Consider the following 19,581-nt stretch of genomic DNA (forward strand, 5'->3'; position numbering starts at 1 on the left):
CGCGCACCGGCGTTGTGCAGTGTGAACACGAGGAGGAGCGGTCACTGTGCTTGATCCGCAGGATTTGTACGCCTGGGAGCCGAAGGGGCTGGCGGTCGTCGACATGGCGCTTGCCCAGGAGTCGGCCGGACTTGTCATGCTCTACCACTTCGACGGATACATCGACGCGGGTGAGACGGGCGACCAGATCGTCGACCGGGTGCTCGACTCCCTGCCCCATCAGGTCGTCGCCCGCTTCGACCACGATCGGCTCGTCGACTACCGCGCCCGCCGCCCGCTTCTGACGTTCAAGCGCGACCGCTGGACCGACTACGAGGACCCCGCTCTCGAGGTGCGGCTCGTGCAGGACGCCACCGGCGCGCCCTTCCTGCTGCTGTCCGGACCCGAACCGGACGTGGAGTGGGAGCGCTTCGCCGCCGCTGTGAAGCAGATCGTGGAGCGGCTCGGCGTGCGCCTCTCCGTGAACTTCCACGGCATTCCCATGGGCGTCCCGCACACCCGGCCCGTCGGCCTCACCCCGCACGGCAACCGCACCGACCTCGTCCCGGGCCACCCCAGCCCCTTCGAGGAGGCACAGGTGCCCGGCAGCGCCGAGGCCCTCATCGAGTACCGCCTGCTCCAGGCCGGGCACGACGTCCTGGGCGTCGCCGCGCACGTCCCGCACTACATCGCCCGCTCCCAGTACCCGGACGCGGCCCTGACGGTCCTGGAGGCCATCACGGCGGCGACCGGACTGGTCCTGCCCGGCATCGCCCACAGCCTGCGGTCGGGCGCCCACCGCACCCAGACGGAGATCGACCGGCAGATCCGCGAGGGCGACGAGGACCTCACGGCGCTCATCGAGGGTCTCGAGCACCAGTACGACGCCGTCGCGGGCGCAGAGACCCGGGGCAACATGCTCGCCGAGCCGGTGGACATCCCGTCGGCGGACGAGATCGGCCAGGAGTTCGAGAAGTTCCTGGCGGAACGAGAAGGCGACAGCTGAACGAGGCGACGGCCGGACGGGCAGGCGACGGGCGGACGACGGTAGGACGGGCAAGCGACGGCTGGACGAGGCGACAGCTGAACGAGCCGGCGACGACCGATCCCCGGTCCGGCCCGGGCGAGGGTCGTGTCAGTGGCAGGGCCTAAGCTGCGGGGCATGCTGAAGGTGGGCCTGACCGGCGGGATCGGCGCCGGCAAGAGCGAGGTGTCACGGCTGCTCGTCGCGTGCGGGGCCGTGCTGATCGACGCGGACCGCATCGCGCGGGAGGTCGTCGCCCCGGGGACGCCGGGGCTCGCCTCGGTCGTCGAGGCCTTCGGGGAGGAGATCCTCGCCGCAGACGGCAGCCTGGACCGGCCCCGCCTCGGCGCCATCGTCTTCGCCGACCCGGAGAAGCTCGCCGTACTGAACTCGATCGTGCACCCCCTGGTGGGCGCCCGCTCCCGCGAGCTCGAGGAGGCCGCCGCCGAGGACGCGGTCGTCCTCCACGACGTCCCGCTCCTCACGGAGAACGGCCTGGCGCCGTTGTACGACCTGGTGATCGTCGTGGACGCGGCCCCCGAGACCCAGCTCGACCGGCTCGTGCGCCTGCGCGGCATGACCGAGGAGGACGCCCGCGCGCGGATGGCCGCCCAGGCGACGCGCGAGCAGCGCCGCGAGATCGCCGACATCGTGATCGACAACGACGTCCCGCTGGAGCGGCTGGAGCAGCGGGTGAGGGACGTGTGGGCCGAGCTGGTGCGCAGGTCGCGGACGCCCCGGCCGTCTCCCACGGAATAGCGGCACCCCGCGAGGGCGTTGAACCCGTGCAGTGAGGGAAGGACTCAGCCGTGCCCGAGACCAGCGGTCCGACCGGACGTACCCCGGAGACGCATGTCATCGACTTCCGTGCCGCCGAGCAACTGCTCGCCGCGCGGGACCCCAGGGGCGCGGTGAAGCTGCTCGACGGCGTCATCGCCACGCATCCGGAGAACACCGCGGCGCGACTGCTGCGGGCTCGTGCCTTCTTCGCGGCGGCGCAGCTGAGACCGGCGGAGCTGGAGTTCCAGATCGTCCTGGAGCGGGAGCCGGACAACGCGTTCGCCCACTTCGCGCTCGCCCGTACGTATGAGCGCCAGGGGCGACCCGACCAGGCGAAGCGCCACTTCCGCCTGGCGGCGGCGCTCGACCCGAACCCGGAGTTCCTGAAGGCCGCGCGCTTCGACTCGTGAGCTGCCTGCCGTGTGCGCCTCAGGGGCGTTCGTCCGGCGGCCGGTAGGGCGGGATGTCGGGGCCCGGCTGATAGTGCGGGCCCTGGCGGATGTGCCGCAGGACGACGGCCAGATCGATCGTGACGATCAGCAGCAGCACCCCGCAGGCGATCGCCCACCCGCTCCGCCCGGCGACGGCGAACGCCACCGTCCCGAAGAGCGCCCAGACCAGCCCCCACAGGCTCAGCCAGAAGCGCGCCCGCAAGGCACTGCGTGCGGTTCTCGGTTCACTGCCTGTACGCATCGTCGATCACCACTCCTGCTTGCAACGTACTCCTCGTGGCAGGGGTCCACCAAGGTCGACCAGGGCCGACACGTCGGCTCCGCGCCCTCACGCCTCGTTCACTCGGTCGGGTGAAGGCGGAGGTCGGCGGGAACGGGTGTGCGGGCGCGGTCCGTTGTGCGGGCATGGAGATGAGAATGCGTGAGGGGTACGAGGGGACGGGACCAGGGGCCATCACTCCGGACGGCTGCGCGGTGGAGCTGTACTCCCGGCTGCCCATCGGGGACGAACCGGATGTCATCGCGGCGGCGGTCCCCGAGGGCGCCCGCATCCTGGAGCTCGGCAGCGGGGTCGGACGCATGACCCACGCACTGCTGGAGCGGGGATTCACGGTCACGGCGGTGGACGAATCCGCCGCCATGCTGGAGCGCGTGCGCGGTGCGCGCACGATATGCGGCCCGATCGAGGAACTGGCTCTGGGCGAGACGTTCGACGTGGTGCTGCTGGCGTCGTTCCTCGTGCACGCGGGAGATGTCGAGGTGCGGCGCGGCTTGCTGCGCACGTGCGTGCGCCATGTGGCGAAGGGCGGCTGGGTGCTGATCCAGCGGGAGGGCGAGGGCTACCACGAGAACGTGCCGCGCGAGCGCAAAGACCCCAGCGGCTTCACCCTGCGGATCGCGTCGTCGGAGCCGGTCGGCGACGGAGTCAACTCGGTGCGCGCTGAGTACGAGTTCCCGGACGCGGTCTGGACCCAGACGTTCCGCGCCCGTCCCCTGACCCAGGAGCAGTTCGAGGAGGCGCTGGAGGAAGCGGGCCTGAAGGTGGACCGCTATCTGACAGAGGATCGGATATGGGTGCGGGCGGTGCCGACGGGCGAGGCCACCGGGAGTGTGTGAAAGCCGGCTCGGGGGAGTGGAACCAGGACGCCTGAGCCGGTACGACACGGTCGCGACCTCACTGGCGCTGCTCGGGGACGCCGAACTGCGCGAACTGGTGGACGCGGCCCGGCCACTGGGCACCGGCATCGGCGGGAAGTCGGCCCGGCTCGATGTGTCCGGCACACCGGTCTTCGTCAAGCGCGTCCCCCTCACGGACCTGGAGCAGCGGCCGGAGCATCAGCTGTCGACGGCCAACGTGTTCGGACTGCCCATGGTCTGCCAGTACGGCATCGGCGGGCCCTCGTTCGGGGCGTGGCGGGAGGTCGCCGCCCACGCCATGACCACCAACTGGGCGCTGTCCGGACAGTTCCAGGGCTGTCCGCTGATGTACCACTGGAGGGTGCTGCCGGACGAGGCGCCCCACCGGGCGCAGGAGCTCGCCGACGTGGAGAGGGTCGTGGCCTACTGGGGAGGGAACGCGGCGGTGAGACGGCGGGTCGAGGCCCTGCAACAGTCCTCGGCGAGCGTCGCGCTCTTCCTGGAGTACATACCCCGGACGCTGAACACCTGGCTCACGGAGCAGATGCGAGCCGGTGACGAGGCGCTCGACCGGGCGTGTGCCCTCGTGGAGAAGGAACTGACGTCCGGTACGTCCTTCATGAACAGCCGTGGGCTGCTCCACTTCGACGCCCACTTCGAGAACATCCTCACCGACGGCCGGCGCCTGTACTTCGCCGACTACGGCCTGGCCCTGTCCACCCGCTTCGACCTGACGCCCGCCGAGGCCGACTTCTACGACGAGCACGACGCCTACGACCGCTGCTACACGGCCAGTTACCTGGTGAACTGGCTGATCACCGCCCTGTACGGCGGGGACTGGGAGATTCGTGCAGAGCTGATACAAGCGTGGGCCCAAGGGAGGCCACCGGCCGGAGCGCCGCCGGGGACAGCCGAGATCCTCGCCCGCAACGCCCCGGTCGCGGCTGTGATGACCGACTTCTACCGCACCCCCAGGGGGAAAGCCGGACCACCCCCTACCCGAGGGAGAGGCTCCACCTGCTCTGTCCGTGACCGGTGGGGTGGGGCCGGCAGCGCCGCGGTGACCCTTCCGCTTCAGGTGCCCGGGCGGCGATGAGTTCCGGAGCGAGGGCCGGTCTACCTCTCCGACACCACCACGGACGCCCTGAACAGGAGACCCTCATGTCCGAGATCACCGCTGCCGTCCCGGCCGACGCCACCCCGGCCGGCGTCGTCATCGCCGAGTCCGTGACCGCTCGCGGGCGACGTGCGCGCATCGCCCTGCGCGCTCTACAGGTACTGCTCGCCCTCTTCTACGCGATCGCGAGCGCCCTGCCCAAGCTGATCGGACACGCGTCGGCTGCCGAGTCGTTCGAGCGGCTCGGCTGGGGCAGCGCGGGGATGTACACCATCGGCGCGCTCGAACTGGCCGGGGCGATCGCGCTGTTGATCCCGGTGCTCCAGTCGGTGGCGGCGATGGCGCTGAGCGCGTTGATGGTGGGCGCGTTCATCGTGCAGACAGCCGTCTTCGACGGGCAGTACGCGGCGACGCCGGTGATTCTGCTCGTGCCGCTCACCCTCATAGCGTGGGCGCGGCGACGGCACAACGCGGATCTGCTCCGGCTGCTGCGGCGCCGGATGTGACCGGCCGGGTCTCCGCCTGCCCATGGTGCCTTGGGTGTCTTGCCCAAGGCCCCTCCCCGGGTCGGCCTGTCCGTGCCGCTCGGTCAGGGCCTCGGTCTGCCCGAGCCGCTGCCGAAGGTTCCGCCGCCGGGAACAGGCCCGGGGCCGGATACGCTGCCGGGGCCCGTAGAGCCGCGGAGGCGTTCCATTTCGCGGCGGTCCCGCTTGGTCGGGCGGCCTGCGCCGCGGTCGCGGATGCCGGCGGGGGCGACGGCCTCGCGGGGCGGGGGCGGCGGGGAGTTGTCGATGTAGCACTGGGTGGCCACGGGGGCGCCGACCCGCTTGCGGATCAGCCGCGTGACGATGACGACCCGTTCGCGACCGTCGTGCCGCAGGCGCACCTCGTCCCCCACACGGACGGCGTGCGCGGGCTTCACACGCTCGCCGTTGACGCGCACGTGGCCGCCCCGGCAGGCGGTGGCTCCCATGGAGCGGCTCTTGACGAGGCGCACGGACCAGATCCAGCTGTCGACACGGACGGTCGTACCCGCCTGTGGGCCCGCGGCCTCGGCAGCGGTGATCGCCGCGGCGACCTTCGGATCCAGGGGCTGGGCCTCGCCCCCCTCGGAGGTGCCGACGGGCGTGGGGGATCCGGGCGCCGGGCCTTCCGCCCCGTCCGTCATGTCGTGCTGCGCACCCTGAGAAGCCATGCCTTCGACCTTAGTCCTCCGGAAGCCTTCCGAGAGCCCTCAGCGAGCCCTTCGAGGGCCCTCAGCGAGCCCTTCGAGAGTTCCGCGAGAGCCCTCCGGGTCGCCCGTGAGAGATGGCTGACCGCACCTCAGGCCACCGAAGAGGCCGCTCTGCCGAAGAACCCGCTCCGCCGGAGTAAAGCGCTGCTGCTGTCCGGGGCTCTGCTCTGGCTGCGCCGCGCCGGCACACGGCCCGCGCCGGGCGCGACCATCACCTCGGGGTCGCGTGCCGGCATGTCCTGAGGGTTCCGCACCCGGTGCGGGGAATGGTCCCCGCCGCCCCTACCGTGGAGGTATGGACGCCAGCGGCCTTCCCCTCCTCGACCGGCGCATCGCGGACTGCAGGGCCTGCCCGCGGCTGGTCTCCTGGCGTGAGGAGGCGGCCCGGACCAAACGGGCCGCCTTCACGGACTGGACGTACTGGGGCCGGCCCGTGCCCGGTTTCGGGCCGGCGGACGCCCGGCTGCTGATCGTCGGACTCGCCCCGGCCGCGCACGGCGGCAACCGCACCGGCCGGATGTTCACCGGCGACCGCTCCGGGGACGTGCTCTACGAGGCGCTGTACGACGTGGGCCTCGCTTCCCAGCCGACCGCCGTGCACGCCGACGACGGCCTGGAGCTGCACGGCGTGCGCGTCACCTCGCCCGTGCACTGCGCCCCGCCCGCCAACAAGCCGACCCCCGAGGAGCGGGACACCTGCCGTCCCTGGCTCGTGCAGGAACTGCGGCTGTTGCGCCCGACGCTGCGGGCCGTGGTGGTGCTCGGCGGTTTCGGCTGGCAGGCGGCGCTGCCCGCGTTCGCCGAGGCAGGCTGGTCCGTGCCCCGGCCACGCCCCGCCTTCTCCCACGGCGCCCGGTTCCACCTCGACGGCCTGGAACTCTTCGGCTGTTTCCACGTCAGCCAGCGCAACACCTTCACCGGCCGGCTCACCCCCACCATGCTGCGCGACGTCCTGCGGACGGCCGGACGCGCGGCGGAGCTGCCGGTCCGCGGCGGTCAGGGAGCGGCCTCTGCCCCGGGCGGCCAGGGAGGGGCCTCTTCCCCCGGCGGTCAGGGAGGGGCCTCTTCCCCCGGCGGTCAGGGAGCGGCCTCCTCGCCGAACAGGTGGCGAACCGTGGAGCGGTAGTTGGTCCGCACGTGCGTCAGCGCGTGCGCGCGGGCCCTGTCCGGGTCGCCCGAGGCGATGGCCTCGTACAGCTCGCGGTGTTCCACGAGGAGCTGGGGCCACTCCTCGTTGCGCCGCGTCATCCAGCGCAGCCGCCCGGCGACCGGTTCCAGAGCCTCGGTCAGCAGGCTGTTGCCGGCCATCGCCACGATGCGGTCGTGCAGCCGGCTGTTGACGTCGGTGATCGCCTCTGCGTCCCCGGCCTCGGTGGCGGCGGCCGCGCGGTCGATCAGCTCCCGGACCTCGGCCAGATCCTGCGGGGTCGCTCGGGAGGCGGCGAGTCCGGCGGCGTAGACCTCCAGAGCTTCTCGCAGTTCGAACAGTTCTTTGACGTCGGTCGGGGTGAGACGGCGTACTACCGTGCGGCGGGGCGTCTCGAAATGGACGAACCCCTCGGCCACAAGGGCCCGGATCGCCTCCCGGACCGGCACGCGCGAGACGCCGAACCGCTCCGCCAGCTCGCGTTCGACCAGGCGGTCGCCGGGAAGCAGGCCGCCCGCGATGATCTGCTGCCGCAGCTCGGACGTGACGCGTTCGCGCACCGCTCCCAGGGGTTCGATCTTCGTCATGCAGCCCATCTTCGCCGACGCGAGGGGTCTTTTACGGAGCGTTAACAGGAGCGATATCCGTCAGAACTGTTGACGGCGAGACCATGACGGCAGTTTGGTATACCAAACACGCTCGCCGTGCGGCCCCCCCCGCAGCGCAGCCCTCCGTCGTCCCCTTGCTCTGGAGGCCCCGTGTCCCTCGCCGACCGTGCCGCGACCACCGGCACCCCAGCGTTCGTCCCCGATCCCCGGCTCACCAACGAAGACCTCGCGCCCGCCGGCAAGCGCAACTGGAAGGTCTTCGACCTCTTCGCCATGTGGATGTCCGACGTCCACAACCTCGGCAACTACACGTTCGCCGCCGGACTGCTCTTCCTGGGCATGAACGTCTGGCAGATCTTCACGTCCCTGCTCGTCGGGTTCGTGATCATCTACATCGGCATGAACTGGATGGGGAAGATCGGCCAGCGCCACGGAGTGCCCTTCCCGGTGGTCAGCCGCATCGCCTTCGGCATCTGGGGTGCCAACATCCCGGCGCTGATCAGGGCCGTGATCGCCATCATGTGGTACGGCATCCAGACCTACCTCGCCTCCGTCGCCGTCAACGTGATGCTGCTGGCGGCCTGGCCCGGCCTCGAGTCGTGGACGCACAACTCCTTCCTCGGCCTGGACGCCCTCGGCTGGGTCTCCTTCATCGCCCTGTGGCTGGTCCAGGCGGCGATCATCAGCAGGGGCATGGAGTCGGTGCGCAAGTTCCAGGACTTCTGCGGCCCGGCGATCTGGCTCGTGATGATCGCGCTGGCCGTCTGGATCCTCGCCAAGGCCGGCTGGACGATCTCGCTCACCTCCACTCCGCACCCGGTGTCGGTCGGCGAGCAGTGGCGTCAGTGGTTCGGCGCGATCGGCCTGGTCCTCGCCACGTACGGCACGCTGATGCTCAACTTCTGCGACTTCTCCCGCTTCGCGCCCGACTACAAGTCCGTCAAGCGCGGCAACTTCTGGGGCCTGCCCATCAACTCCACGGCCTTCGTGATCGTGTCGGTCATCGTCACCGCGGGCGCCTTCGAGGTCTTCGGCAAGGAGATCACCGACCCCGCCTACCTCGTCGCCGAGATCGGCAACACCTGGGTACTGGTCGTGGGCGCGCTGACCTTCGCCATCGCCACCATGGGCGTCAACATCGTCGCCAACTTCGTCTCACCGGCGTACGATCTGGCCAACGTGTGGCCACAGAAGATCACCTTCAAGGTCGGCGGCATGATCAGCACCGTCGCGGCGCTGCTCGTCACCCCCTGGAACCTCTTCTCCAACCCGACCGTCGTGAACTACTTCCTCGGGGGCCTGGGCGCCTTCCTCGGACCGCTGTTCGGTGTGATCATGGTCGACTACTACTGGGTCAAGCGTGGCCGCGTGAACGTCGACGAGCTGTTCGACGTCTCTCCCGGCGCCCGCTACCACTACCGCAAGGGCTTCAACCCCAAGGCACTGTGGGCGTTCCTGCCCGCGGCCGGGGTCGCGGCGGTGCTCGCGCTGGTGAAGACCTTCAGCGACGTCGCCCCGTATTCCTGGTTCATCGGCACGGGGCTCGCCGCCGGGCTGTACGCGGCCCTGTGCCGTCCCGAGCGCGCCACCGCGGAGGTCTGAGAGACGTGCGGATCGTCGTCACCAACTGCAACACCACGCAGGAGATGACCGAGGAGATCGTACGAGGTGCCCGGGCCGCCGCAGGTCCGGGCACCACCGTGACCGGACTGACCCCCACGTGGGGGCCCGAGTCGGCGGAGGGCTGGCTCGACAGCTACCTGTCCGCCGCCGCCGTCCTGGACACGCTGCGGACCTACGACGGACCGCAGTACGACGCCGTGGTCCTGGCCGGCTTCGGGGAGCACGGGAGGGAGGGCGTGCGCGAACTGGTCGACGTACCGGTTGTCGACATCACCGAGGCCGCGGCGCATCTCGCCTGCCTCGTGGGCCGCCGCTACGGCGTCGTGACCACTCTGGAGCGCTCGTGCGGCCAGATCGAGGACAGCCTGGAGACGGCCGGCGTGGCGCGCAACTGCGCGGCGATCGTCGGCACCGGCCTGAACGTGCTCGACCTCGGTGACGAGGAGCGGACCGAGACGGCGTTCCTGGCCGCCGCCGAACGGGCCTGCGCGGCCGGAGCGGAGGTGCTCGTCCTGGGCTGCGCCGGCATGACGGGGCTGCAGAGGGCCCTGGGCCAGAAGCTGGGGCTGCCGGTCGTCGACGGGGTCGCCGCGGCGGTCAGACTGGCGGAGTCGCTGGTGGCGCTGGGCCTGACCACGAGCCGGGTGGGGAGCTACGCCGGTCCGCTGCCGAAACGGAGGCTGTGGGGGAGGCCCGCGGGGCAGTAGCTCGTGCCGGGCCGCCCGGACCGTCCGGTGTGACGTCGTGGTGACGGGCCCCGCGAGTGCGGGCCGACGAGCACCGCGTCACCGATCAACGTGGCGGACCTCGCCTACTCGGGAACGACGGCTGTCGCCGTGATCTCCACCAACTGGCCGGTGTACCCGAGACACGCCACGCCGATCAGCGTCGACGAGTGCGGACCCGCACTGAGACCGGACGCCTCGACCACGCTCCAGACGGCGGACAGCACGGCCGGCTCGCCGCTCACCACGTACACGTCGGTCGCCACGACGTGCCCCAGGTCGCTGCCGACGGCCGCCAGTTGCTCGCGCAGGTTGTCGATGACCTGTTCCGCCTGCCGTACGGGATCGCCGGGTCCCACGAGCGTGCCGTCCGGGCCCAGCGGTACGGACCCGGCGAGGAACGCCAGCCGCGTGCCGGCCTCCACGACAGACGCGTGGGAGTAGGTGGGCGGCGGGAAGAGGCTCGGGACGGTGACGCGGCGGATCACGTGAGGGCTCCGATCTGCGGGCGGCGGCACGACGACCACCGATCATGCGGGCCGCGGGACGTGCGCGCACCCGTATTTCGGTACCCGCCGACCGTGCCACCCCTCTACGCTGCCGAGGTTCCGCCTGCCCAGGCCCGGCTGCCCAGAGATCCCGGCTGCGGCTGTCCGAGTCCCGCCCGTCCGAGTCCCGCCCGTCCGAGTCCCGCCCGTCCGAGTCCCGCCCGTCCGAGTCCCGCCCGTCCGAGTTCCGCCCGTCCGAGTTCCGCCCGTCCGGGTTCCGCCCGTCCAGGGCCCGTCTGCCCAGGAGCCGCCGTGCCCGTCCTCCCGGACCACACCTTCCTCGCCGCCACCGCCGACCGCCTGGCCGCCCTGCCCGCCGTCGAGGCCGTCACCCTCGGCGGCTCCCGGGCCCAGGGCACCGAACGTCCCGACAGCGACTGGGACCTGGCGGTCTACTACCGCGGCGCCTTCGACCCGGCGGACCTCCGCGCGGTCGGCTGGGAGGGCGAGGTCTGCGAGCTCGGCGCCTGGGGCGGCGGCGTCTTCAACTCGGGTGCGTGGCTGACGATCGAGGGCCGTTCGGTGGACGTCCACTACCGCGATCTGGACGTGGTCGAGCACGAGGCGGCCGAAGCGGAGGCGGGCCGTTTCCGTGTCGAGCCTCTCATGTTTCCACCTGGCGGGCATCCCGACGTACCTGCTCGTCGCCGAACTCGCGGTCAACCGGGTGCTGCGGGGCGAACTGCCCCACCCGGGCACCTATCCGCGGGCCCTGCGCGAGAGCGCCCCCGCGCACTGGCACGGCATGGCCGCGGCCACCCTCGCCTACGCCAAGGCCGGCCACGCCCCGAAGGGCGCCGTCACCCAGGTCGCGGGCGCGATCGCGCTCGCCGCGGCCCAGACCGCGCACGCGGTGCTGGCCGCGCGCGGGGAGTGGGTCACCAACGAGAAGGGCCTGGTCGCGCGGGCGGGGTTGCGCCAGGTGGACGCCGTTCTCGGCGACCTGACGGACGATCCGGCCGCGCTCGCCCGGGCCGTCACCGACACGGAGGCCCTCCTCGCCCGGGCCGTGGAAGCCGTCACCGCCGGGTGAACTGGACGCGGGTCGGCTGGACGGTGTCCGGGCGGATCGCGATGCCGTCGACGGTGAGCTGTTCGCCGTAGATGTCGGTGAGCCGGAGGGGACCGCCGCAGCCGTTGCCGCCGGGGGAGAGGAAGTAGTTGTACTCGGTGCGGGTCAGCCGGGTCCAGCCGCTGCCGGTCCTGACCTCCAGCCGGGCCAGCGGGTTGCGGTGGCCCAGTGCCTGGATGCCGCACCAGTGGCTGCTGGAGCCGGTCTTGTAGCGGATCGAGAGCGTCTGCGACACGTCGGGGCTCTGCAGACTCCAGGTGATCGGTATCCGGCCCGCGGAGAGTCCGGCGAGCTTCGCGAACGCCTCCTTGCTGAGGTCGATCTGCCCGGGTGCGCAGGGCAGGGGGCACTCGTTGGTGATCCGGACGGTGACGGAGGCGCCGCTCGCCGCGCGGACCAGGATGTACGCCCCGCACGCCTGGGACGTCTCGTAGTCGGTGTGGTTCATCGCCGCGACCATGAGGTCGGGGCTCGGGCCGTAGAGGCACGCCCCGTCGCCGTCATTGGCGTCGTAGTGGGTGGCGACGCCGTTGTAGGTGGTGCCGGGCTTGATCCTCCCCGCCAGGGGTGCCGTGCCGGACGCCGGACGCGGTGCGGCGGGCCCGGTGGCGGTGGGCGAGGGCCGCGCCGAAGGGGTGGTCGCGGCGGGCTTCGGGGCCCGGGACGTCTTGGCAGCCTTGGGTGGCTTGGAGGTCTTCGACGCGGGTGTGGCCTTGTGGGTCGTCGGCGGGGCGGTCGGCCGGGCGCCGGCGGTGGCCTGGGCCGCGGTGCGCACCGTGTCCGGTTCGCCGCCGGGGCGCAGGGCGATCACGAGGGAGACGAGGAGACCCACGGCTGCCGCGGCGACCGCGAAGACGAGGGCCGTGCGCCGCTTGCGGACGGGGCGGCGGTGGGACGGTGTTGCCACGGATGAGTCCTTCGGGTCCTTGCGTGGTTCGGGAGAACGCGCGCTCACGACTCACCAGTGGCCGCCGGGCCCGAAAAGGTTGCCGCGGCCCGTCTCCTGATCGCCTACCTCGTGATCGCGCCTCGGGCCTGCGTACCTCGGGCCTGCGTACCTTGGGCCTGCGTACCTTGGGCCTGCGTACCTCGGGCCTGCGCACCTCGGGCCTGCGTACCTCTTGATTGCGTACATAAAGAACACCGGTTCCGAGCCGTCCGACACGTTCCGGAAACCTGTCCTCCAGGAACCCCGCCTACCGTGGGCAGCCACACCCCGCCCCGGCCGCCGTCGCCCGAAGGCTCACCACTGCCCTCGCCGAGACGACAGGAGCTCCGTGTCCCGCCGCATCGCCCCGAAGCTTCCGCCCTGGTTCGCGCACGCCCTGCGTGCCCAGCGGGGGCCGGTGCCCTGGAACGCGGTGACGCGGGGGGCCCTGTCCGCCGGACCCGTCCTGCTCGTGGCCGTCCAGACCGGTCACACCTCCCTCGGAGTCGTCGCCGCCGTCGCCGCCATGCTCGCCGGGATCAACGACCGGCCCGGGAGCCGGCGCCTCTCGGTCAAACGGATCGGAGCGCCCGCCCTGGGCGGTGCGGCGGGCCTTCTGGTCGGGACGTACAGCGGGCAGGGGGCCGGGGCGGTCGTCCTCACCGTCGTGCTCACCGTCGTCGGGCTCGTCGCCGGGGGGATGAGTGCCGTCGGGCCCGTCGCGTCCGCCGCCGGAACGCAGGTGCTGGTCGGCGCGGCGATCGGGGCCGGGATGCCCCTGCCGGAACCCGGCTGGGAGCGGGCGCTCGCCTTTCTCGCCGGCGCGGGGTGGCTGCTCGTACTGCGGCTCGTCCTGCCCACGCCCGGCTCCCTCGCGGGCGACTTCCGGTTCGACGGGGAGCGGCAGGCCGTGGCGGGTGTGTACGAGGCCGTCGCCGATCTGCTCGACGCCGTCGGCGGGCCGGACGCCATCCGCCGCCGGGCCGCGCTCACCGCCGCCCTCGACCATGCCCAGGACGCCCTCGACGGGCCCCGGCTGCGGAAGTACGCCTCCTCCTCCGCCGAGCGGCGGCTGCACGCGCAGTACGCCGCGGCGCTGCCCCTCGCGGAGGCCGCCACCGCCCTCGCCTGGGCCGAGGAGGCCGTCGCCGAACGGGCCTCAGAAGGTCCGCGGCGGCTCGCCGCCGCCGTGCGCGACAACACCCACACCGGGCCGCTGCCCGCACCCTCCCGTTCGGCTCCCGCCCTGCGCGCCCTCGACGACGCGCTCCTGCACGCCGCCGAGGCGTTCGACCAGGGCCGGGGCGGCGACCTGCACACCCGGCCCCGCAGCGCCCGGGACCGGCTGCGCGCCGTCTTCGGGAGCGCCGGCCGCGAGTACGGGCTGCGCGTCGCCCTCTGCTTCGGCGCCAGCTCTGCGGTGGCCCAGGCGCTGCACCGAGGCCAGTGGTACGGGCAGCACGAGCACTGGTACTGGCTGCCCGCCACGGCCGTCTTCCTCGTCAAGCCCGACCTCGGGCCGCTGGCCTCGCGCGTGCTGAACCGGGCCGCCGGGACCGTCCTCGGGGCGCTGCTCTTCGCCGGGCTCGCCGCCGTCCTGCCCCACCCCCAAGGGCTCATCGCGCTCGTCGCCCTCAGCGGAGCGCTGATACCCGTGGCCACCCGGCACTTCGCCGCCCAGACCGCCGTCGTCACCGTCCTGGTCCTCGCGCTCGTCATGGTCGGCGGCGAGCCCCAGGCCTCCGCCGGCCGGATCGGCGAGACGCTGCTGGCCTGCGCGATCGTGCTGATCGTCGGGCACCTGCCGATGCCCGGCCAGCGCGGCGGGGGAGTGCGCGCCCGGCTCGTGGCGGCGAACGAGGCAGCGTACGCCTACCTCACGCACGTGCTCGACGAGGCCGACGCCCCGCGCATCGGGACCTCCGGCACACCCTCCGGCCACCGCGCCACCCGCTGGACCCTGCGCCGCGAGGCCTACCGCACCCTGGCCGAGGCCCGTGCGGCCATTTCCCGCGCCGCCCACGAACTGCCCGCCCTCGCCCGGCACACCGAAGGCGCGGACGAGGTGGCCGACCTCCTCGAACGCCTCGTCGACACCACGACCGCCTGCGCCGTGCACCTCGACGACACGGGCCGGATCGGGCCCCGCCACCAGGAGCGCCTCACGGCCGTCCTCGACGAACTCGCCGGACGGGGCGAACGGGTGGGCCTGCGGTCGCCCCGGACACCCCTCGCCGGCTAGCCCGCCCGGTACGGTCCCGGTGCTCAGCCGCCGACCCGCACCCACACCGGAGCGTGGTCCGATCCGGGCTCGCCCCGCCGCTCCACCGGGTCCGAGCCGACCGACGGCAGGCCGGGCGGGCCCTCGCCCGGCAGACCCGTGCCCGCCGCCGTCGCCCGGCGCACCAGGCGGTGGCTCAGCAGGATGTGGTCGATCAGCTCGCGCCGCCCGGAGTTCACCCGGGACCAGCGCTGCCCGGGCGGGATGAGCGGGGCCACGTCCCACAGCCGCGTCGCATCGTCGTGGTCGGGCCGGTCGTAGCCCGGTGTGCCGAGCTCCGAGCCGGGCGGGCCGAGCAGGATCTGCGTGGTCGCCGCCTGCACCTCGTCGTTCAGGTCGCCCAGCACCGCCACGTCCCGCCCCTGCCCGTCCCCGGCCAGCAGCCGGTCGGCGAGGGCGCGCAGGGCCGTCGCCTCGGCGGCCCGCCGGTACAGGGCATAGGCGCCGTAGCGGGCGCGTTCGCCCTCATCGCGGGGCTGGAAACGGCCGTTCGGGTACGACAGCAGCTTGGACTTCAGATGGCATACGGCCACCCGCAGCGGCCCGCCCCCGCCCCCGCCCTCACCCTCGACCTCGACCGCCAGAACGCCCCGCCCCGCCTCCCCCGCCGTCAGCCCCGCATCGTCCGCCTGGACGGGACGCAGCTCCGCCGGGAACGCCCGCGTGTCGGCCACCACCGTCATCGCGACACGGCTGAGGAACCCGACTCGTGTCCCCCGGCTGTCCGGGTGCTCGGACAGGGCGACATGCCAGTCGTCGTCGAGCATCCCGGCCAGATCCTTCAGAGCCTCCGGGTCCCCGACCTCCTGCACGCCGAGCAGGGCCGGATCGAGTTCCGTGATCACGGCGGCGAGCGCGGCGAGCTTCGCTTCGTACCCGGCCTCGTCCCGCGGGCCGTACGGGCCGCCGGGCCGGTAGAGATTCTCCAGATTCCAGGTGCCGAGGAGCATGCCGGGCTCCTTTCAGAAGCCGACAGTCGGGGTGGTGAGGCCAGGGTGCGCGCCCGGCCCGCCCCGCGACAGAGCCGTGACGGGATGTGCGGTTCGGCTCATGCCGCCCTACGACGCCGTCGTACGTTGGCGTGGTGACGCCTTCTGCCGCGGACAGTCCCGCCGAGCTCATCATCAGCGCATGTACCGTCCTCGTGCACGACGATCAAGAGCGGATCGGGTTCGCGGAGGATGCCGCGATCGTCGTACGGAACGGTGTCGTCGAGGCGGTCACGACCACCGCGGAGGTCGCGGACCTGCCCGCCGCCGAGCGCATCGACGCCCCCGGACAGGTCGCCCTGCCCGGTCTGATCAACTGCCACACGCACGCCCCGATGGTCGCGCTGCGCGGCCTCGCCGAGGACCTGCCGACCGAGGAGTGGTTCAACGACGTCGTCTGGCCCCTCGAGTCCAACCTCACGGCCAGGGACGTCGAGTTGGGGGCGCGGCTGGCCTGCGCCGAGATGATCCGCGCGGGCGTCACCTGCTTCGCCGACCACTACTTCGCCATGGACGCGGTCGCACGAGTGGTCGCGGACTCCGGCATGCGGGCCCTGCTCGGGGAGACCTTCTTCTCCTCGCAGGGGCCCGAAGGCCGGGAGCGGTCACTGGAGTTCGCCCTGCGCCACCGCGGAACGGCCGACGGCCGGATCACCACCGCGCTCGCGCCCCACGCCCCCTACACGGTCGACGACACCGACCTCGCCGCCACCGCCGAGCTCGCCGGCACGCACGGCCTGCCCGTGCACCTCCACGCCGCCGAGAACCGCGACCAGACCGAGACCGGCCTCGCCCGCCACGGCGTCACCCCGATCGAGGTCCTGGAACGCACCGGCGTCCTCGCCACGGACGTTCTTCTCGCCCACGGCACCGGCATCATCGACCGTGATCTGCCCGTCCTTCAGCGGGCGGCCGGTCGTACGGCCGTCGCCAGCGCGCCCCGCGGCTACCTCAAGTTCGCCTGGCCCGACACCACACCCGTGCGCGCCCTGCGCGACATCGGCGTCGACGTCGGACTCGCCACCGACGGCGCCGCCTCCAACAACAACCTCGACGTGTGGGAGGCCATGGCTCTCACCTCGCTGGTCCAGAAGTCGGCCGAGGGCGACCCCCGCTGGCTGACCTCCCGCCAGGCGCTGCACCACGCGACCCTGCAGAGCGCCCGGGCCGTGGGGCTCGGGGACCGCGTCGGGAGCATCGCGCCCGGCCGGAAGGCCGACATCGTCCTGGTCGACCTCACCGGCCCCCACACCCGGCCCGTCCACGACCTGGCCGCCACTCTCGTGCACAGTGCCCGCTCCGCCGACGTGCGCACCACGATCGTCGACGGACGGATCCTGATGCGGGACCGGGAACTGCTGACGATCGACGTGCCGGAGGTGGTGCGGGAACTGGAGGAGCGACTGCCCGCCCTCGTCGACCGCAGCCACGGCCGGCGCGTCCAGCGCTACGACACCTGACGGCATCGCGAAGCACGATCCCAAGGGGCGCGCGTCGACATTCGGGGCGCCTGCGAAAAGTGAGAGCGTGCGGCATCACGAGGGGTACGACGACTGATACGGAAAGTGAACACATGCGCCAAGAGGCTGAGAGGTTGGTCACACTTGGCGGTGAACGCGTGTCAAGTACGTCTCAGAACCGTCACTTCGCGAGCCGTTCACCCCATGGTTGGCGTTTAACTCTACGAGTACAGCGCTACATGGAGGTGCAGGGTGAACGGGCGAACGGTGCTCGAGCGCTTTCCCGCCGGTGGGCCCCGTGGCTCCTGGCCTGCGGAGGAATTCGCGCAGGCGCGGCGCAGCGAGGGCCTGCCTGCCGAGGTCGTCATGGACCTCGCCACGGACATGTTCCTGGTGATCGTGCGCAGCGGGGACGCGGCCGACGCCACGGCCTGACGTGTGCCGTCAGCCCGCCTTCGGCGCCGGAACCTTCCTCACCGGCGCGGGTGACGAGGCGAACTGCTCCGCCTGGAGCGCGTACAGCTCGGCGTAGAGCCCGCCGGTCGCCAGCAGCTCGTCCGGCGTCCCCGACTCCACGAGCCGGCCCTGGTCCAGGACGTGCACCAGATCCGCGTGCCGCACGGACGCCAGCCGGTGGGTGATCAGCACGACCGTCTGGCCGCTGTCGGCCAGGGCGCGGATCCGCTCGAAGACCTCCAGCTCGGCCCGGGCGTCCAGGGCCGCCGTCGGCTCGTCCACGATCAGGATGCGGCCCCTGCGATAGGCCGCACGGGCGATACCGAGCCGCTGCCACTGGCCGCCCGACAGTTCGTGCCCGCCGCTGAAGTTGCGGGCGAGCAGCGTGTCCAGCCCGCGCGGCAGGTCCGCGACCACCGTCTCCGCCCCGGCCTCGGCGATCGACGCGGCCAGCCGGTCCTCGCTCACGGGCACCGACGTACGTCCCAGGGCGACGTTCACCCGGGCCGTGAAGGGCCACCGCTTGAAGTCCTGCGCCACCATCGCGATTCGTTCGGCCAGCAGGTGCCGGTCCGCGGTCGCCGCGTCCACGCCGTCCCACAGGATCCGCCCCCGCTCCGGCGTGTAGAGCCCGGCGAGCAGTTTGACCAGGGTGGTCTTGCCGGAGCCGTTCTCCCCGACCAGCGCCACGATCCGGCCCAGCGGCAGGGTGAGCGTCACGTCGTCGAGGGCCGGGCGGGCGGACTCGCCCGGGTAGCGGAAGGTGACGTTCTCGAAGCGGATCTCGCGCGGATCCTCCGGCAGCCGTGTGCCGCCCGCCGGGATCGCCCACTGGTCCGCCTCGGTGTACAGCCGGTGCAGATCGCCGACGAAGAGCGCCTCCTCGTGCAGCGCGTTGACCTCCACCACGAGCGTGTCCAGGCTCTGCGAGCCGGTCCGGATCGCGATCACGGCCGTACCCGCCACCGACAGGGCCATCGCGCCCGCCAGCAGCAGCCCGCCCAGCGTCGCGTACGTCGCCACCGTCGCCAGGCCCGTCCACGCCGCCGCGATCAGGCCGGTGCGCGCGGCGAGCCTCGCCAGGCGGGCCTGCTCGGCCTCGGCCGTCTCCGACATCGCGCGGAAGTGCCGCAGCAGGAAGGAGCCCACTCCGTGCACCCGGATCTCGGGGGCCGCCTCGGGCTCGATCAGCAGGCTGCCGAGCAGTCGGCCCGCGCGGGCGTGCTGCACCCAGGCGTGGAAGGACTCGTAGCGGCGCCGGGCCACGGTCAGCGCGCTCCAGGCGCTCGGCAGGGTCATCGTGACCAGCAGCGGCAGCAGGGCGGGGTGCAGCACGGTCAGCACGCCCGCCGCCGCGACCAGCGAGATCATCGCGTTGATCACGCGTGTCCCGTAGGAGATCATCCGGCGCGCGGAGGCGGCGCCGTACTGCGCGGTGTCCAGCAGCTTGTGAAAGGCGTGGTCCTCGATCGCCGCCAGCTCCACGGCCGCGGCCCGCTCCAGGTACTGCTCGGTCGCCACCCGCTCGACCTTGGGCTCCAGACGGCCGGTGGCGTAGGTGCTCGCGGCCCGCAGCAGGGCTGCGAGGAACATCACGACGGCAACGGTGACCAGGGCGGGGACGGCTCCGCGCAGCCGGTCGTCGATCGGGCCGCCGCCCATCAGCCGGGCCAGCACGCTGTTCACGGCGAGCAGGCTCACCGCCTGCGCCACGCCCCGGCCCGCCTCGGCGGCCAGCACGATCCGCGCGGCGCCCCGGTCGGCCTGCCGGGCGAGCCGGAGGCTGGCCGAGAGCAGGGACGGCAGCCGGGTGATCATGGCGCGGAAGTTCAGCTCCAGGAACGCGTCGGAGTGACTGTTCCAGCCCATGTCGTAGCGCAGCGGCCCGCCGAAGAGCAGCTGCTCCGACTCGGACACCTCCGGCGCGGTCCGCTTCTTCCCCACAGTCGACCGACCTCCCCGCTCGGACCCGCTCCTGAACGAACGGCCACTATCGCGGGGCGGACACCGCCCAGGGCAGG

Annotated in this window: 18 protein-coding genes and 2 pseudogenes; 13 read left to right on the forward strand and 7 right to left on the reverse strand. The window is 72.5% G+C overall.

All coding sequences use genetic code 11. The features are described 5' to 3' along the window. Positions 1 to 46 precede the first annotated feature (46 nt). From ACFY5B_RS16485 to ACFY5B_RS16495, 3 genes are all read left to right on the forward strand, one after another. The gene (locus ACFY5B_RS16485; RefSeq protein ID WP_389969488.1) at positions 47 to 985 is read left to right on the forward strand and encodes a PAC2 family protein; all 939 of its coding nucleotides are present in this window, start codon (positions 47 to 49) and stop codon (positions 983 to 985) included. A gap of 156 nt (positions 986 to 1,141) precedes the next feature. After that, positions 1,142 to 1,762 carry a dephospho-CoA kinase gene (gene coaE, locus ACFY5B_RS16490; RefSeq protein ID WP_389969490.1) on the forward strand — a complete coding sequence of 207 codons (621 nt, stop codon included), beginning with the start codon at positions 1,142 to 1,144 and terminating at the stop codon, positions 1,760 to 1,762. Between the two features lie 50 nt (positions 1,763 to 1,812). Then, the gene (locus ACFY5B_RS16495; protein ID WP_104779441.1) at positions 1,813 to 2,193 is read left to right on the forward strand and encodes a M48 family metallopeptidase; all 381 of its coding nucleotides are present in this window, start codon (positions 1,813 to 1,815) and stop codon (positions 2,191 to 2,193) included. 19 nt (positions 2,194 to 2,212) lie between these two features. Here ACFY5B_RS16495 and ACFY5B_RS16500 read toward each other — a convergent pair whose 3' ends face one another. Next, positions 2,213 to 2,476: a DUF6343 family protein gene (locus ACFY5B_RS16500; protein WP_389969493.1), complete on the reverse strand. Its 264-nt coding sequence runs from the start codon at positions 2,474 to 2,476 to the stop codon at positions 2,213 to 2,215. 176 nt (positions 2,477 to 2,652) lie between these two features. On the opposite strand from ACFY5B_RS16500, the gene ACFY5B_RS16505 reads away from it, so the two are divergent. The 3 genes from ACFY5B_RS16505 (at position 2,653) to ACFY5B_RS16515 (ending at position 4,995) form a co-directional block, all read left to right on the forward strand. Next, positions 2,653 to 3,351 carry a class I SAM-dependent methyltransferase gene (locus tag ACFY5B_RS16505; protein WP_389969495.1) on the forward strand — a complete coding sequence of 233 codons (699 nt, stop codon included), beginning with the start codon at positions 2,653 to 2,655 and terminating at the stop codon, positions 3,349 to 3,351. A 16-nt stretch (positions 3,352 to 3,367) separates the two neighbouring features. Beyond that, positions 3,368 to 4,468 (forward strand): protein kinase family protein, encoded by a 1,101-nt coding sequence (locus tag ACFY5B_RS16510; protein WP_389969497.1) that lies wholly within the window; start codon positions 3,368 to 3,370, stop codon positions 4,466 to 4,468. A gap of 65 nt (positions 4,469 to 4,533) precedes the next feature. After that, positions 4,534 to 4,995 (forward strand): DoxX family protein, encoded by a 462-nt coding sequence (locus tag ACFY5B_RS16515; RefSeq protein ID WP_389969499.1) that lies wholly within the window; start codon positions 4,534 to 4,536, stop codon positions 4,993 to 4,995. A gap of 83 nt (positions 4,996 to 5,078) precedes the next feature. Here ACFY5B_RS16515 and ACFY5B_RS16520 read toward each other — a convergent pair whose 3' ends face one another. After that, positions 5,079 to 5,684 (reverse strand): RNA-binding S4 domain-containing protein, encoded by a 606-nt coding sequence (locus tag ACFY5B_RS16520; protein WP_389969501.1) that lies wholly within the window; start codon positions 5,682 to 5,684, stop codon positions 5,079 to 5,081. Between the two features lie 334 nt (positions 5,685 to 6,018). Between ACFY5B_RS16520 and ACFY5B_RS16525 the strand changes: the two are divergent. After that, positions 6,019 to 6,714 (forward strand): annotated as a pseudogene (locus ACFY5B_RS16525) (uracil-DNA glycosylase); the annotation flags it as partial. A gap of 86 nt (positions 6,715 to 6,800) precedes the next feature. Here the strand turns inward: ACFY5B_RS16525 and ACFY5B_RS16530 are convergent. Beyond that, positions 6,801 to 7,457, reverse strand: coding sequence for a GntR family transcriptional regulator (locus tag ACFY5B_RS16530; protein WP_389969504.1), 657 nt, complete (start codon positions 7,455 to 7,457; stop codon positions 6,801 to 6,803). A 171-nt stretch (positions 7,458 to 7,628) separates the two neighbouring features. Between ACFY5B_RS16530 and ACFY5B_RS16535 the strand changes: the two genes are divergently transcribed. Together ACFY5B_RS16535 and ACFY5B_RS16540 are read left to right on the forward strand one after the other, a co-directional pair. Continuing rightward, positions 7,629 to 9,080: an NCS1 family nucleobase:cation symporter-1 gene (locus ACFY5B_RS16535; RefSeq protein WP_389969506.1), complete on the forward strand. Its 1,452-nt coding sequence runs from the start codon at positions 7,629 to 7,631 to the stop codon at positions 9,078 to 9,080. A gap of 5 nt (positions 9,081 to 9,085) precedes the next feature. After that, positions 9,086 to 9,808, forward strand: coding sequence for an aspartate/glutamate racemase family protein (locus ACFY5B_RS16540; protein WP_389969508.1), 723 nt, complete (start codon positions 9,086 to 9,088; stop codon positions 9,806 to 9,808). Between the two features lie 104 nt (positions 9,809 to 9,912). On the opposite strand, the gene ACFY5B_RS16545 is transcribed toward ACFY5B_RS16540, so the two are convergent. Beyond that, complete coding sequence (locus ACFY5B_RS16545) at positions 9,913 to 10,314, reverse strand: RidA family protein (protein ID WP_362224423.1); 402 nt, start codon at positions 10,312 to 10,314, stop codon at positions 9,913 to 9,915. 312 nt (positions 10,315 to 10,626) lie between these two features. Here ACFY5B_RS16545 and ACFY5B_RS16550 point away from each other — a divergent pair. Further along, positions 10,627 to 11,407, forward strand: a pseudogene (locus ACFY5B_RS16550) (nucleotidyltransferase domain-containing protein). Here ACFY5B_RS16550 and ACFY5B_RS16555 read toward each other — a convergent pair. After that, complete coding sequence (locus ACFY5B_RS16555; protein WP_389969510.1) at positions 11,394 to 12,353, reverse strand: expansin EXLX1 family cellulose-binding protein; 960 nt, start codon at positions 12,351 to 12,353, stop codon at positions 11,394 to 11,396. The pseudogene ACFY5B_RS16550 and the gene ACFY5B_RS16555 sit on opposite strands and share 14 nt — an antisense overlap. Positions 12,354 to 12,723: 370 nt before the next feature. Here ACFY5B_RS16555 and ACFY5B_RS16560 point away from each other — a divergent pair, with 370 nt between their 5' ends. Next, a complete protein-coding gene (locus ACFY5B_RS16560) occupies positions 12,724 to 14,616 on the forward strand; it encodes an FUSC family protein (RefSeq protein WP_389969512.1) in 1,893 nt (630 codons plus the stop codon). A gap of 23 nt (positions 14,617 to 14,639) precedes the next feature. Here the strand turns inward: ACFY5B_RS16560 and ACFY5B_RS16565 are convergent, their stop codons facing one another. Further along, positions 14,640 to 15,605, reverse strand: a complete 966-nt coding sequence (locus ACFY5B_RS16565; protein ID WP_389969514.1) for an endonuclease/exonuclease/phosphatase family protein — start codon at positions 15,603 to 15,605, stop codon at positions 14,640 to 14,642. 134 nt (positions 15,606 to 15,739) lie between these two features. Here ACFY5B_RS16565 and ACFY5B_RS16570 point away from each other — a divergent pair, with 134 nt between their 5' ends. Both ACFY5B_RS16570 and ACFY5B_RS16575 read left to right on the forward strand, forming a co-directional pair. Further along, on the forward strand, positions 15,740 to 17,104 hold the full coding sequence (locus ACFY5B_RS16570; protein ID WP_389969516.1) for an amidohydrolase: 1,365 nt from the start codon (positions 15,740 to 15,742) through the stop codon (positions 17,102 to 17,104). 252 nt (positions 17,105 to 17,356) lie between these two features. Beyond that, positions 17,357 to 17,539, forward strand: a complete 183-nt coding sequence (locus tag ACFY5B_RS16575) for a hypothetical protein (RefSeq protein ID WP_053671240.1) — start codon at positions 17,357 to 17,359, stop codon at positions 17,537 to 17,539. A 9-nt stretch (positions 17,540 to 17,548) separates the two neighbouring features. On the opposite strand, the gene ACFY5B_RS16580 is transcribed toward ACFY5B_RS16575, so the two are convergent. Then, positions 17,549 to 19,504: an ABC transporter ATP-binding protein gene (locus ACFY5B_RS16580; RefSeq protein ID WP_389969519.1), complete on the reverse strand. Its 1,956-nt coding sequence runs from the start codon at positions 19,502 to 19,504 to the stop codon at positions 17,549 to 17,551. Positions 19,505 to 19,581: the final 77 nt, after the last annotated feature.

Origin of the sequence: Streptomyces sp. NPDC013187 (genome assembly GCF_042899705.1) — a bacterium.
In the GTDB taxonomy this organism is placed as follows: domain Bacteria; phylum Actinomycetota; class Actinomycetes; order Streptomycetales; family Streptomycetaceae; genus Streptomyces; species Streptomyces hawaiiensis_A.

What these genes read in the sequence shown, in the direction of transcription:
- coaE (WP_389969490.1), top strand. Translation starts at nt 1,142, where the DNA reads ATGCTGAAGGTGGGCCTGACCGGCGGGATCGGCGCCGGCAAGAGCGAG.
- ACFY5B_RS16565 (WP_389969514.1), bottom strand. Translation starts at nt 15,605, where the DNA reads ATGCTCCTCGGCACCTGGAATCTGGAGAATCTCTACCGGCCCGGCGGC.
- ACFY5B_RS16505 (WP_389969495.1), top strand. Translation starts at nt 2,653, where the DNA reads ATGCGTGAGGGGTACGAGGGGACGGGACCAGGGGCCATCACTCCGGAC.
- ACFY5B_RS16500 (WP_389969493.1), bottom strand. Translation starts at nt 2,476, where the DNA reads ATGCGTACAGGCAGTGAACCGAGAACCGCACGCAGTGCCTTGCGGGCG.
- ACFY5B_RS16520 (WP_389969501.1), bottom strand. Translation starts at nt 5,684, where the DNA reads ATGGCTTCTCAGGGTGCGCAGCACGACATGACGGACGGGGCGGAAGGC.
- ACFY5B_RS16515 (WP_389969499.1), top strand. Translation starts at nt 4,534, where the DNA reads ATGTCCGAGATCACCGCTGCCGTCCCGGCCGACGCCACCCCGGCCGGC.
- ACFY5B_RS16530 (WP_389969504.1), bottom strand. Translation starts at nt 7,457, where the DNA reads ATGACGAAGATCGAACCCCTGGGAGCGGTGCGCGAACGCGTCACGTCC.